General features: G+C 51.8%; 11 protein-coding genes. 5 read left to right on the top strand and 6 right to left on the bottom strand.

Going from position 1 to position 13,255, the window contains the following annotated elements; all coding sequences use genetic code 11:
• Positions 1 to 8 precede the first annotated feature (8 nt).
• Positions 9 to 392 carry an ACT domain-containing protein gene (locus EL633_RS17870; protein ID WP_246039162.1) on the bottom strand — a complete coding sequence of 128 codons (384 nt, stop codon included), beginning with the start codon at positions 390 to 392 and terminating at the stop codon, positions 9 to 11.
• 85 nt (positions 393 to 477) lie between these two features.
• Here EL633_RS17870 and EL633_RS17865 point away from each other — a divergent pair, with 85 nt between their 5' ends.
• The 3 genes from EL633_RS17865 (at position 478) to EL633_RS17860 (ending at position 1,826) form a co-directional block, all read left to right on the top strand.
• Positions 478 to 852 (top strand): hypothetical protein, encoded by a 375-nt coding sequence (locus EL633_RS17865; protein WP_126628486.1) that lies wholly within the window; start codon positions 478 to 480, stop codon positions 850 to 852.
• 227 nt (positions 853 to 1,079) lie between these two features.
• Positions 1,080 to 1,235: a hypothetical protein gene (locus tag EL633_RS36585; RefSeq protein ID WP_161982217.1), complete on the top strand. Its 156-nt coding sequence runs from the start codon at positions 1,080 to 1,082 to the stop codon at positions 1,233 to 1,235.
• 168 nt (positions 1,236 to 1,403) lie between these two features.
• Positions 1,404 to 1,826, top strand: a complete 423-nt coding sequence (locus tag EL633_RS17860; protein ID WP_126628485.1) for a DUF1801 domain-containing protein — start codon at positions 1,404 to 1,406, stop codon at positions 1,824 to 1,826.
• Positions 1,827 to 2,123: 297 nt separating this feature from the next.
• Here the strand turns inward: EL633_RS17860 and EL633_RS17855 are convergent, their stop codons facing one another.
• From EL633_RS17855 to EL633_RS17835, 5 genes are all read right to left on the bottom strand, one after another.
• Positions 2,124 to 4,691: a polynucleotide kinase-phosphatase gene (locus EL633_RS17855; protein WP_126628484.1), complete on the bottom strand. Its 2,568-nt coding sequence runs from the start codon at positions 4,689 to 4,691 to the stop codon at positions 2,124 to 2,126.
• Positions 4,688 to 6,163 carry a 3' terminal RNA ribose 2'-O-methyltransferase Hen1 gene (locus EL633_RS17850; RefSeq protein WP_126628483.1) on the bottom strand — a complete coding sequence of 492 codons (1,476 nt, stop codon included), beginning with the start codon at positions 6,161 to 6,163 and terminating at the stop codon, positions 4,688 to 4,690. The genes EL633_RS17855 and EL633_RS17850 overlap by 4 nt, the downstream gene beginning before the upstream one ends.
• Positions 6,164 to 6,306: 143 nt before the next feature.
• The gene (locus tag EL633_RS17845) at positions 6,307 to 9,225 is read right to left on the bottom strand and encodes a CHAT domain-containing protein (protein ID WP_246039220.1); all 2,919 of its coding nucleotides are present in this window, start codon (positions 9,223 to 9,225) and stop codon (positions 6,307 to 6,309) included.
• Positions 9,226 to 9,285: 60 nt separating this feature from the next.
• A complete protein-coding gene (locus EL633_RS17840; protein WP_126628481.1) occupies positions 9,286 to 10,110 on the bottom strand; it encodes a hypothetical protein in 825 nt (274 codons plus the stop codon).
• Positions 10,111 to 10,383: 273 nt separating this feature from the next.
• On the bottom strand, positions 10,384 to 11,139 hold the full coding sequence (locus EL633_RS17835) for a sigma-70 family RNA polymerase sigma factor (RefSeq protein WP_126628480.1): 756 nt from the start codon (positions 11,137 to 11,139) through the stop codon (positions 10,384 to 10,386).
• A gap of 497 nt (positions 11,140 to 11,636) precedes the next feature.
• On the opposite strand from EL633_RS17835, the gene EL633_RS17830 reads away from it, so the two are divergent.
• Both EL633_RS17830 and EL633_RS17825 read left to right on the top strand, forming a co-directional pair.
• Positions 11,637 to 11,882: a hypothetical protein gene (locus tag EL633_RS17830; RefSeq protein WP_126628479.1), complete on the top strand. Its 246-nt coding sequence runs from the start codon at positions 11,637 to 11,639 to the stop codon at positions 11,880 to 11,882.
• A gap of 493 nt (positions 11,883 to 12,375) precedes the next feature.
• A complete protein-coding gene (locus EL633_RS17825; RefSeq protein ID WP_126628478.1) occupies positions 12,376 to 12,750 on the top strand; it encodes a hypothetical protein in 375 nt (124 codons plus the stop codon).
• Positions 12,751 to 13,255: the final 505 nt, after the last annotated feature.

Genomic DNA, 13,255 nt, shown 5'->3' with positions numbered 1-13,255 from the left:
GCTGCATATTATGTCACCAAAAAGTCATGGCCCGCCTGTTCCAGGACTACTCTGGCCCGCTCAAGTTGAGGCTCTTTGAGGAGGATATAATCGGTGTCAAAGGTCGAAATAGCAAAAATGGAGATCTGTGCCTGTGCCAACACTTCTGCCAGTGAGGCCAGAATGCCGACCAGCGAAAAGTCCAGCGTCCCCACAATCTTGATTGCTCGCCATGGCTGCTCACACCGTATGCCTTCAGGCACAGCCGACGCCGCACAGACAATCGACAACTCATCCCCGGTAGCCGTAATCGAAAAGAAGCCATGCCGCTGTACAGCCCAGCCAGGAAGCGGCTCATCCGCTGCCAGCCGACAGACCGCCAGCGTTAATGGCACAATAGCCAGCTTCATCATACCCTCTTCTCTCTATATAGAATCTAGCAACATTTCTTCCACGTAATAACCATATATTTACCTATTATAAATACGAGGATAGAACATGGCAGCAATTCATGCAACCATTACAGGACAAGCGCTAGATGTTGGTGGAGAAGTATTTATCTACATCTGTTTTTTCATATTCCTTTTCATTGCAATGTATACATATATAAAAGAACCCAAACCATTCCTTAGAGGAACGCTTGGGATCATCTCCATCCTGATAATCACCATACTTTACTTTGTCGGGATCATTTTTTTCCCCGGCAGCCGCTATATACCGACTTTTATGCATAGTAGCCCTCCATCGGCTGCAGTCTTTACCATCGGGTATCTGACCTTAGTGCGTAGACCTTATCGCGTTGTTACGATCATCATGGCGGTGCTGCTGGTCTTGCTTGTAGTTTCATACATAAGTGCGGTACTTTTCGATTGAGCGCATCTCTGCACGAGGCACCATACTTAATCATCAGGGGGGTACGTATTTTTGCATTCGCCTCTTGCGGGTACAACGGGAGCATATGCTGAGAAGAGGCAAGAAGGCAGAAGCAGTTACTAGCTCGAAATGGCTATTTCCTAGCCTTCTTAGTGGTGGGCGTTACTCTTGTCTGGACAAACCAACATAGGAACAGGGGAAAGGAACCACGACGAGAAGGGGGCACCATGCCTACCCGCAAGCGGAAACGCCGCGAACGCACCCACAACTGGCAAGACATTCAGCAAGCAACCCTCTGGCCTGAACAGGAGGTCTACGAGCGTCTGCGCCCATTGTCCTGTTCGGGGAAACAGCAGCCGAGCGTGCCAAAGAAACTGGGATAGCGGCAGGCGTGGCAAAATTATATAGAATCGCACTTATACGTTACTTGGAATACCCCTTTGTGGTAGAATAGAGCTAGAACCCTTGTACTACCCTGATCTCATTTTAACTGTACTGGTATGCGTCTCATGCGCGTAGAATCAGCCTACCAGGCCTACAAGGAGGAAATCATGGCAGAAAACAAAACCACTCCCAACGACCAGGATGTTGAACAATTTCTGAACAGCATCTCTGATGAGCAGAAGCGGAAAGATAGCTTCACACTCTTGGAACTCATAAAGCAGGTCACTGGAATGGAACCCAGGATGTGGGGCAGCAGTATCGTTGGATTCGGCAGCTATCATTACAAGTATGAAAGTGGACGCGAGGGTGATACGATCCTCGCTGGCTTCTCGCCTCGCAAGCAAAATTTGACGCTTTACAACATGGGCAGCGTTGAACCGTCTCACGACCTGCTCAAGCAATTGGGCAAACACACCAGAGGCGGGGGGTGTCTTTACATTAAGCGTCTTGACGATGTTGATCTGCCCACGCTGAAACGTCTGATCGAAGAGTCAGTCGAACATGTCAAACAGAAGGCGAAGACCCAATAATGCCATCTCCTGATCTGTACCTGTTTTCCTCTGCTTTGAGGTGATCATCAGTAACGATAAGCATGATGATTCCTTTCTCGTAAGGAGCACTCACGAATGAGTGTTCTGCCAGAAAAGTATACCAATCATGACTGCTGTGCTAGCCTGTTCAGAGGGCTTGTTTTCCCGCAAGAGGCAAGTGCAAAAATACGTCCCCCCTGATGATTAAGTATGCGGAGCACGATATACCACCAGGCATACCGCTCCCCTTGCAGTTGGCCAACTGCAAGGGGAGCGGTATGCCTGGGTTTACTGATGTTATAGGCGGGGATCAACGGGCTCGCTTTCGAGGGCGAGGACGCCGAAGACGCATTCGTGGACACGGCGCAGTGGCTCATGGTGTGCAAAGCGTTCCAGGGCTTCGATACCGAGGGCGAACTCGCGCATGGCAAGCGAGCGTTTAGCACTCAGACCACGTTTGCGCAGGCGGGCCAGATTCTCAGGCACATCATATTCCAGTCCGTAGATGATGCGCAAATACTCTGATCCACGGCATTTAATGGCCGGCTGTAAGGTTCCACGCCTGCCGGTGGCGATGAAGTCAAAGGGCTTGACAACCATGCCTTCACCACCATGGGCCGTGACCTGCTTCCACCAACCAATTCCCTGCTCGACGCTGGCGGGATCATTGACATCCACAATCAAATAGGGGGTGGCCAGCAGGATCTTTTCGTCGGCGCGACAGATCTCGGCCAGGGTCTGCATATGCCAGACATGATCTTTATCGATGTAGAGCTTGCCTTCAGTAGCCAGCAGGTGGAATGGCGCTATCTTTAGATCGTCGATACTATTGACGGGCCAGCAATACTGGCGATATGCGTCCACATAACGTCGGGCCAGTCCCTGCCGCTGCCGATAGCTCTCCAAGACCGCATCAATATTTTCGCTGCCATCACTACGCGCCTGTTCAAGGGCCTGCAAAGCTTGGTCCAGGCCCGTACGCGAGGCCGCGCCAACGGCGGCATATTGCTTGAGGACCAGGGATTGCGCTTTAACGGACCATGGCAAGAGCTCGCAGTCCAGACAGACCCAGTCTGTCTCGAAGCGTTCCCAGAAATTGGTGGCGGTCAGGGCTTGCTGCACACGCTGTAGGAGGGTGGCTTCCAGTTGCTGATCATCAAAGAAGCGGCGACCGGTACGCGTGTAACAGATACCGATACCTTCATTGATCACGCCAAATCTGTTCCGGGCCGCCTGCTCATCACGACACACGATAACGATGGCACGTGACCCCATATGTTTTTCTTCGCAGACGACGCGCTCGACTCCTTCATGGCGATAATAGGCAAACGCCTCCTCGGGATATTCAAGCAGGCCCGGTTCCTGCGTGGTTTCGCTCGGCGACATCGTGGGCGGCAGATAGATCAGCCATTTGGGATTGGCGGCAAAGCGGCTCATAACTTCCAGAGCAGCAATGGCATTTTCTTCACGGATCGTGACTTTGTGCTGCAGACGTGTCTGCACCAGACGCTTCCCAATCACATCCTCAACATCCAGCACCTCATCATTAGCCTGCTGGGCCGAAAGGACATCCGGCGTCTCGACAGGATGTAATGAGCGCACAGGCTCACAATAGACCTGCCGGGCCTCTACCTCTACCAGTTGCTGTTCAGGATAACGCAAGGCGGTCAATTTTCCACCGAAAACGCAGCCTGTATCGATATTGATCGTATGATTGAGCCATGCAGGTGCGGGGACAGGCGTGTGACCATAGACAACCATGGCGCTCCCGCGATAATCGGCGGCCCAGTTATAGCGAATGGGCAAACCAAACTCATCGGTCTCACCGGTAGTCTCGCCATACAACGCAAACTCGCGTACAGCGCGTGAGCCACGTCCCTGCATGCCGGCTTGCAAGCCAGCATGGGCCACCACCAACTTACCAGCATCCAACACATAATGACTGGTCAGGCCATCAATAAAATCGACCACGCGCTGTTTGAAGTCCGGCGGTTCCTGCTCCAATTGTTGTAAGGACTCGACGATACCATGTTTTAGCGAGACATCCTTACCTTTGAGCTTGCGCAACAGCTTGACGTCATGATTGCCCGGCACACACAGCGCCACACCTGCCGCGACCATATCCATCACCAGACGCAAAACGGCCGGCGTGGCTGGACCACGATCTACCAGATCACCAAGAAAAACAACTTTGCGCCCCTCTGGATGCGAGACCTGAAATTGTGGGATCGCCTGCTCGTCGTGCCGGATGTCATAGCCAAGCTCCTGGAGCAGTGCAGACAATTCAACAAAGCAGCCATGCACATCACCAATAATATCGAATGGACCATGCTCATGCTTCAAGTTACTATAGAGCCGTTCGCGCTCAATCTGCACATCTGCGATACGTTCAGGACTAGAAAGGGTATAGATATTGTGGAAGCCCTCGGTTTTCAAATTACGTAGCGACTTACGCATCTGGATCAACTGGTGTCGCACCACATGCGGTCCAAATTGGCGATCTGCCCGCTCCCGATTACGGTCCTGGCACAGCTTTTCAGGCAGGTCAAAGACGATCGCGGTCAGCAAACAATGATACTGACGGGCTAACGCGATCAGGGCCTTGCGCGACTCTGGCTGTACATTGGTCGCATCGATGACGGTTAATTTACCAGCCGCCAGACGTTTAGCAGCGATAAAGTGCAGGACCGCAAAGGCATCCTCCGTGGCCGCCTGATCATTCTCATCGTCAGAGACGAGGCCACGGCAGTAGTCCGAGGAGATAACCTCGGTCGGTTTAAAATGGGTACGGGCAAAAGTGGACTTACCTGAGCCGGATGGACCAACCAGGACGACCAGCGAGAGTTCTGGAATAGTTACTTTCATATCTCATCCTCTGCATTAGCAGCTCTAAGCGAGAAAACGCCCATTTGTGAAGGGGCTCCGACCTCAGTATCCTCAGTCCCAATAGGCGCGAAGCGTACCTGATAGCCAGAGCGCTCAGCGACCTGTGCGGCCCAATCCTGGAATTGTGTCCGCGTCCATTCAAAGCGATGGTCCTGATGGCGAAACGTGCCGGCATCCAGGGTCTCGTATTTGACGTTATACTCGGCATTCGGCGTAGTGATGATCACCGTAGCAGGATGTGCAAACTCAAAGAGCACACGCTCAAAGGCGCTCAGACGCGCTGGATCCAAATGTTCAATAACTTCAATGACAGCGGCAGCATCATAGCCGGCCAGACGCTTATCGCGATAGGTCAGGGCACCATGCAGCAAGGTAATACGGGCACGCTGACGAGGCGCCATGCGCTCCATATGCAAACGCTTCTGCGCCAGTTCCAGAGCATGATAAGAAACATCCAGTCCCAGGATATGCTCAAAATTTTTCTCTTGTAGTAACTTCTTGAGCAAGCGACCCTCACCACAACCCAGATCAAGCACACGTCTGGCTCCACTCTGCTTCAAAACCTCCAGTGCCGCATCCAAACGCTGTTCGTGCAGACTGGTACGCTTTTCTTCAACGGCAGGTACGCTCTCCACGGCAGGCTCAACATCTATAATGCTACCGGACGTAGTTACATCTGCTTCCTCGGCCTCAGTTGCCGAGGCTGTATCCTCTTCCTGCTGCACATCTTCAGTTAGCAGGCGCTCCAAAGCATCACGGGTCAAATTATGTTTATGGCGCAGATAATTATAAGCGATCTGCCGACGCTCGGGATGACCCTGGAGCCAGCCACTCCCACGCTTTAACAGCTTCTCGACCTCGTCGTTGCCGATCCAGTAGTGCTTAGCATTATCCAATACCGGAATCAAGACATAGAGATGGGTGAGCAATTCACTCAGACGACAGGTGGCCCTGAGTGTAAGCGTAAAGTAAGGGCTGTCCCCCCACTCAGGGTGTTCCGCATCCAGGCCATGTTGTAGCGTCTCAACCTGATAGCCAAGTGGCTCAAACAGTTTTCGTAGCCACTCTTCCCCCTTACGCGAAGGGATAACCGTGATTTTAGCCTCCAGAGGGATTGCTGAGGTAACCAGCTCCGGTCGCTGCTTGCAACGTCCATTCAGGGCCGCCCCAAACACGTCGGCCAGGGCGACGCTCAGAAACGAGGAGGCGACATAGGGCCGATCATTCACATATTGATCCATGGAGATACTGCTATCCTTGCTACGTACCAGATCAACAGTATTGATATCCAGTAACAACGCTGCGGTACAGCGCTCGATGCTGGTCTCCGTATAGAACACGTGGGCCTGACCAAAATTCAAAGAAAAGCTCTGCAGGCTCGCAGGATTTTTGTGCAGCAGATAGCCAAGATCTGTGGCTGGCTGATGTGTGGTCGAAATCGTCAATAACATAGCTGTGCTGACCCATTTCTACAAAAAATGTAATGTCTGACGGGTGATGGGTATGCTGTTTTAGAGCGAAAAACTGCCTGCATTATAACAAAATTGCATTCATCCGTATAGCAGAGGAAAAGAATGGGTCGCCAGGAAGAGGACTATGTTAAGGGACCGGCATCGCCAATGAGGTGGAAGGCGGCCCAGAAGTAGGGGTGGATGCGATAGGAACGATCGGAGGCGCGGGCACGGGCGATAAAGATGCGCTGGGCGTAGGCGAGCGCGGCGGCTTTGCTGGCTCCTTGCAGTAAGACCTGGTAGAAAAGCTCCATGAGCTCGGCACTGCTGGCATCGTCGACCTTCCAGAGGGTGGGCAGCAAGGAGGCGGCACCCGCATAGAGGAAGCCACGACCAAGGCCCATAACCTCATCAACACCCCCAACAACGGCCCGTCCGGTCTCACAGGCGCTGAGTACGAGTAGTGAGCAGCGCGCCAGATTCAGGTTGAAGACTTCGATGGTACTGAGTTGGCGATCGGCCAGCTGGATATGGGAAAAATTCGGTGCATCCAGGCGGAAAAGGCCGTGGGCCGCGATATGCACAATCGGGCTGGATGGTCCACGATTCCATAACAGCGAGGCGGTAGCAGCCTCGTTGAAGGCAGCAGGAACCTGTAATTGTTGCGCCACCGTCTGCGCCTCCTGAATGGCATAGGCGAGCCGACCATTATCCGATAAGCCCATCACCAGTGATTTGTAGAGGGGCACGTGCTGGGATAGCACAGACTGACCGCGTTTGCGGCAGATGTCCATCAAGCTGGCCGATGGCAGATAGGAAAGCTCGGTCCGTTCGATCACAAACTGGGTACCATCATAGAGGCAGTGGAATGGGATGTAGTGCAACATACCATAGGGCACAACGGTCAGGTGCCGACAATGCTGGATTTGTGCTGAAATGGGTGCCAGTAACAGATCATAGAGGCGCTTAAGCAGACCCAGGCTATTGCCCTGTAGACTATGAAAAGCCTGACCTTGATCACTGGTCATGGCGGCCCGGCCCGAGAGATCCAGGTTCGTACGCCAGAGAGAATACAGGCGTTCCAGTTGAGGGACCGCACCTGGCACGCTACTCACCGTCACAGACTCACGCGTCAACTGGAAAATATAGAGATCCTGATCCGTCAGATAGTACTCAACCAGCAGCGTTCCCGTATCTAGTTGCCTACCCAGGGTAGAAGCACTGGAATCGGACCAGTTGGAACGGGGGCGCGAAACCAGGGAGCCGGCGGAACGCAATTGGATCTGCTCAAATAGCTGCTCGATGCGGCGCTCACGACGCTGCATCTCCTGACGGGCTGTATGAGGATCAACCGAGCGGATACGCATGATTGCGGTATCACTTAAATTCGCTTCGTCCTCGGTATGGTAGACAATCGAACTAAACCAGGCCTGCTCTTCACGAGCCTTCACCAGAGCATCCAGGATATCCTCACTCATACGATCATCGGCCCGCAGACGAATATCGATGTTGTGGCGCAGATAATCACCCAATACACGCGACTTGGCCTTCTCCACATACGTCAACGCCTGCGCCACCTCTCGACGGCGTAGCGCCAGAGTAATTGCCCGCTGATAGATCCCACCTTTATTTTCCAGGAAACTGGTTCGTTCATCCAACACCAGGCGGCTCTGGACTTCATCGATACCCTGGATCGCACGATCATAATAGCTGGCGGCACCCACCAGATCATCGCGCCGCTCGGCCAGTTGGCCCAGGAGATCAAAGCAGCGATATTGCAGATCCAGCAAACCCTGTCCCTGAGCAACATCCAGGGATTGCGCGCAGAGATCCTGTGCCGTAAGGATATCGCCATGGGCATCGGCGATACGGGCCTGAAGCAGGATAGCCTGGGCTAGGCGGGGCAGATCCTCCTGCTCGGCAAAGATATCCGCGACATATTCGACCTCAACCGCACTGGCCTCAACCTGCTGGTCCGCGAAATAGAGCTCGGCCCGCTGTAGACGAGCCAGGGCTGCCAGGCGATTAAAACCACCGGCCTCAAGGAGATTACTGGCCTCACGGAGCATCTCTTCCGAGCCACGCACATCATCCAATAAGATTGCCGCGGCAGCTTGCTGCATCAGAGAACGGGCCAGATAGTGGGATTGGGCGGGCGCGGTACGGAAATACTCGACGGTCTCGCCAGCCAGATCATAGGCCTCATGGGCGCGATTAAGGCGCACCAGACAGAGGCACATCTGCTGCGCTACCTCATAAGCCGCAAAGATGATGGCATGGCGCTGAAAGCGCTCACGGCTCTGATTATATAGCAGCAACGCCCGGCTATAATGACCCTGCGACGCCGAGATCTCAGCAATATTGAGCTCTTCACGCGCCACCGAGATCTCTTCCTGATCCCCATAGCGAGCGAACGTTGCCCGGGCCTGCTCATGAAGCGCCTCGGCCTCACGAAACTTCCCCTGGGCCGCCAGTGTCAGCGCTTTATTTCCCTGAGCCCGTGCCAGATACAGGTCCACATCCTGTCCATGTAAAAGATAGGTTTCAATAGCGCGATCAAATAATCGTAATGCCTGCTCATAGTGACCAAGCTCGTAATTAAAGATCGCCGCATTCGCATCAATCTGGCCAGCCCGTAGCAGTTTGCCATGGCGCATAAAAATTGTCCGCGCCGCCTCAGCATCCTGCAACGCTTCGCTGGTACGGTTAAGTCCCAGACAAGCATTAATACGTCCAAAACGCGTCCGTGCCCAGCTTACCTCATCCTTAATAGAGAGAAACTCATCGCCAGCCGCGTCAAAAAACGGCAAGGACTCCTGGTTGCGCCCCAGACGCCGCAAGGCATCGCCACGCGCCATCAAGCCAAGGGCATGATAATAGACACTTTTGGTCAGATCCCCGATCAGCAAAAGATACCCTGAAAGCGTCAGTGAACGCTCGGCATCAATATTCCAATGGTGATCGGCCTCTTTTTTCAAGGCATACACCAGCCGATCAAGGGCGGCGGAACTAAAGAAAGGCACATGATCCTGCAATAATTGCCGACCCTGCTCCTCATTCATTCCAACCACTGCAGCCACTAGATCCTGAGGGGTCATATGTTTATCAACTTATAGTATTTATTATTCTTGCTTATTCAGGGGCAATTGATCCACAACAACGATACCTTCGGGCAACTGCACTTCCATGGTATAGGTGGCGGGATCAAGGGCAGAAAAGATGACATTCCCTAATTCATCAATATGTTGTGTCTGCACCACACCTGCATCTGTCAGCAAGCGGGCCGTTGTTCCCTGCAAAGCATTGACGGCGGTCCCTTGCCGCGTGACAAAGCCAATCAACTGTAGAGCCCCTCGGGACTTGGGACTATGCTCTAGTTGCAAAGAGATCATGACATCATCTGCCATATAGTTGCGCGGCCAGTTAAGATCCTGGCCGCCAGCACTACGCTGATAGGCAAGTCCAGGCTGTGGAGGCAGGAGGAGCGCAGCAATACGCCGGATTCCTGACGCGGCCTGATCGCGAACCTGCTCAATCGTACGTTTAATCTCTTGCAATGGCTGCTCGCTAACGGGTACAGCAGGTTGCCCCACTTCTTGTCCGGCAGCGACAGGAGCATACACCAGCGGCTCTACAGCCATGAAGTTGGTTAATATCGCCATTTCAGCACTACAGAGCACACACATATGTAAGTGCAACTGCACCGATGAAGCCACATTACCATCAAGCATCCCTAGCAGGTATTCACCCAGCACCTGATTCGGCGGGCAATCCCAACGATAGAGTCTGCGAGTAAGCTTACCCTCTACCTGGCGGTAAGAGGCAAGTTGAAACGAACATTTTTGACAGCGCGCAAGGTGCTCAACCACCGCGGGCCGCACTTTTTCGCCCTCAAGGTAGGCAATGAGTTCCTCATTACGAATCGCACCTGGTTCACTACACTCCATGACAAATCCTCTAACACCAACAAAGGATACAGGTTTAGCACCAGTCTTCTTTGTGCATACACTCAACAAGTAATCGTGCTACTAATCGTTTTGGATAAGTACAGCAGCCAGACAAAGAATTGAAAATAAAGGGCACTAGCATCCCCTCATCTATCTATTCCACGCATCAATACCGTTCAGCCAGCCCAGTATCTTTCTTCTTCTCCAAAATAAACGAGGTCATTCACAATTTTAGGACGTGTTTATTTGTATTTTGCTTACTATTAGCATAGCTTAACGCCAAAAGAGGGACTGAAGGCGGCGATTACGGCGTAGACGCTCCAACACATTACGCTTGATACGATACACATCATCGACCGAAGCGAAATAGCGTGGATGCTGGCGACAGATCTCTCCCGGCTTCATACCATGCACATATGCTTCATAAATCAGAACTCTCTCATCTTCACTACGTACCTCCTCCAAAATGAGTTTCCATAGATCTTGCGCAGAAAGATTTGACACCACATCATCGGCGGGATCAGCACTGGCAGGCTCATGCTCAATGGATTCCAATGTATCCTCATACTGGCGAGATTGACGTACACGTACTTCATCGGCCACCACGCTATGGACACACATCTTGAGATATTTCAATATGGCGGCCAGGGTATCAAAATTGCTGATTTTCGTCGGAGTAAGCGCCTGCGCAAATTTAGCGAACGCGGCATTCACAAGGGGAGCGCTCCCGTCCTGACCCAGAATTGGTGTCGCGCTTTGATGCTGCGTCACCCAGGTCAGAACCAACGGCGCATATTGCTGATAAAGACTTCCCCACGCCTCATCATTGCGGTACAGAATAGCGCGACGAAATAATTCAAGGCAAAAACGATCATTTGAGGCGCTCTGTTTCAGAAATTTGTTGGTCTCCTCAGAACAACAACGGGCCAATTCAGTGATTGAAAGTAGTTCAGTTTGTGGTGTGCTGTCACCCGATCCTCCTCGATCGTGCGATAATCCAGACGATTGAGTTGGGTTGTGAGACTCCATCGACATGCTCCCTGCTTCCAGACTACTACATATTTTCGGCTAAAGATGGCTGAACGTGCTGATGGTATAGCATTAGACAGAGAATGATGAACGTTTTTATATGTACGCAAGCACATCTCTAAGCTGTTTTCACCTATTATCGCACTTTTACGGAGTGATAGCTATATATCCTTACCTTTTCCTACTCTGGACATGCTGATTAAACGACTATTTACTCCACAATTTCAGCACGCCGGACATGATGTATAGGCTGCTTGTAGGCTTGCTTCAACGGCAATCTCTACACAATGAGTAGCAAAATGTCTATCCTCTATTTATATGGATTTATGGCAATATTGACATTTAAAGGTTTTTATATTATATATAGCTGTAAGGATTTTTCGACAATTAATAACAAATTCTCCACAATGGATGAAATATCCAGACATGCCTCCGAAGAACATGGTTCATAGCTACACTATTCAGAACTTCAGGCTCTGAATAACAAAGGAGACAAGATGACAGCGCACAATTTTCGAGAATTAACCACAACGTTAGCCCACACAACTTCCCGTCGGCGCGCGATCAGAGTTATCTTTACTGGAACGTTAGCAGGGCTAGGAGGACTACTCGGTCTAAACCACCTCGAAACTGCTCGGGCAGACGCCTGTCTGGGGCCCACAAAACACTGTAACCACGACAACGAATGCTGCTCGAAACATTGTTTTTACGATGGACATGCTAACACCACCATCTGCGCATAAATAATCTCTGGCAAAAAAGAGGAGTGAAGATGAAGGCTCACACATTCGATGCTTTGACCAGAGCGCTGGGTACGACCACCTCACGCCGGCAAACCTTCAAGATACTCTTTGCCAGTGTAGCCGGAGGTATACTGAGCTCTGGTCACCTACCCATTGTCTATGGCGCAGGTTGTGCAGATATAGGATCAGCCTGTAAGCAAAACAACCAGTGCTGTACCTATACCTGTGATAGCGACCGCTGTAGCTGTCGCAAGAATGGGATCGACTGCAGCGATAGTAGTCAATGCTGCACCAATACTTGCGACAACACTACTGGAAAATGTGGATGTAGGAAGAGTGGGGTGAGTTGTGACAGCAATATTGAATGCTGCTCCGGCAACTGTACGCTGGGAGTTTGTAAGTAATACCGTAAAGTAAGGTCGCAACCATCCTGCATAATTCCTACCCACGAAGTTATATGAGCTCAAATAACACGAGAGAGGGAAAAAAGAAGATGACAAGCAACCATTTCGATGATTTGACCAGAGCTCTGAGTACCACAACCTCGCGTCGACAGACCTTCAAAATACTCTTTGCCAGTGTGGTCGGAGGCGTGGTGGGTCTGAGTAGTATGCAGGTCACCCAGGCAGCCGGTTGTGCAGCCGTTGGATCAGCCTGTAAACAGAACAACGAGTGCTGTACCTATACCTGTGATAGCGGTCGCTGCGGTTGCCGCCAGAATGGAACAAAATGCAGTGCTGATAGCCAGTGTTGCACCAACACCTGCGACACCACCAGTGGAAAATGTAGTTGTAAGAAGCATGGCATCAAATGCACCAACAACATCGAGTGCTGTTCAGGTACCTGTACCGCTGGCGTCTGTAAATAATCCACGTAAACGCGAAAACATGAGTTACCCCGAATTTTAAGAGCGGGTATTCTCTTTTCCTCAATGCGCCTGAGAAGCGGGGTTGCAAGGGGCAGCCAGCCCCTTACCGGGGTTCGAGGGGTATTCCCTCGTTTCTCTTCTTTCCCCGGGCGCCGCCTGCGGCGGCGCGCAAAAGGAAAAAAAGGGGGTTGCGGGGGACACCCCCGCCCCCCCGGCAGGGCGCTCCGCCCCTGCACCCCGGTTTTGGATTTTTGTTCCACAAATTCGAGGTGACTCATGTCTTCTTTTTTGCAGGGGTGCAGGGGATGGCAATCCCCTGATTGGGTTCCAGAGCTGTGCCCTGGTCTCCTTCCTCCCCTCTCGCTTGCCCGCGTAGCAGGCAGACAGCGAACCCACCTGAACACTTATTGAACATAAACATAAACAAATACCATATATTTTTCAGCACATAACATTACCATATACAAACTGAATTTTATTGTGCTATATTTTTAAAGAGCAGTAC

Origin of the sequence: Dictyobacter alpinus, from assembly GCF_003967575.1 — a bacterium.
Classification (GTDB): domain Bacteria; phylum Chloroflexota; class Ktedonobacteria; order Ktedonobacterales; family Ktedonobacteraceae; genus Dictyobacter; species Dictyobacter alpinus.
The sequence above is the reverse complement of the archived record's forward strand: the minus strand, read 5'-3'. Positions and strand labels throughout refer to the sequence as shown.

Bases quoted from the DNA above. Each gene is read 5' to 3' on its own strand.
- EL633_RS17870 (WP_246039162.1), bottom strand. From the start codon at position 392: ATGATGAAGCTGGCTATTGTGCCATTAACGCTGGCGGTCTGTCGGCTG.
- EL633_RS17865 (WP_126628486.1), top strand. From the start codon at position 478: ATGGCAGCAATTCATGCAACCATTACAGGACAAGCGCTAGATGTTGGT.
- EL633_RS36585 (WP_161982217.1), top strand. From the start codon at position 1,080: ATGCCTACCCGCAAGCGGAAACGCCGCGAACGCACCCACAACTGGCAA.
- EL633_RS17860 (WP_126628485.1), top strand. From the start codon at position 1,404: ATGGCAGAAAACAAAACCACTCCCAACGACCAGGATGTTGAACAATTT.
- EL633_RS17855 (WP_126628484.1), bottom strand. From the start codon at position 4,691: ATGAAAGTAACTATTCCAGAACTCTCGCTGGTCGTCCTGGTTGGTCCA.
- EL633_RS17850 (WP_126628483.1), bottom strand. From the start codon at position 6,163: ATGTTATTGACGATTTCGACCACACATCAGCCAGCCACAGATCTTGGC.
- EL633_RS17845 (WP_246039220.1), bottom strand. From the start codon at position 9,225: ATGAATGAGGAGCAGGGTCGGCAATTATTGCAGGATCATGTGCCTTTC.
- EL633_RS17840 (WP_126628481.1), bottom strand. From the start codon at position 10,110: ATGGAGTGTAGTGAACCAGGTGCGATTCGTAATGAGGAACTCATTGCC.
- EL633_RS17835 (WP_126628480.1), bottom strand. From the start codon at position 11,139: ATGGAGTCTCACAACCCAACTCAATCGTCTGGATTATCGCACGATCGA.
- EL633_RS17830 (WP_126628479.1), top strand. From the start codon at position 11,637: ATGACAGCGCACAATTTTCGAGAATTAACCACAACGTTAGCCCACACA.
- EL633_RS17825 (WP_126628478.1), top strand. From the start codon at position 12,376: ATGACAAGCAACCATTTCGATGATTTGACCAGAGCTCTGAGTACCACA.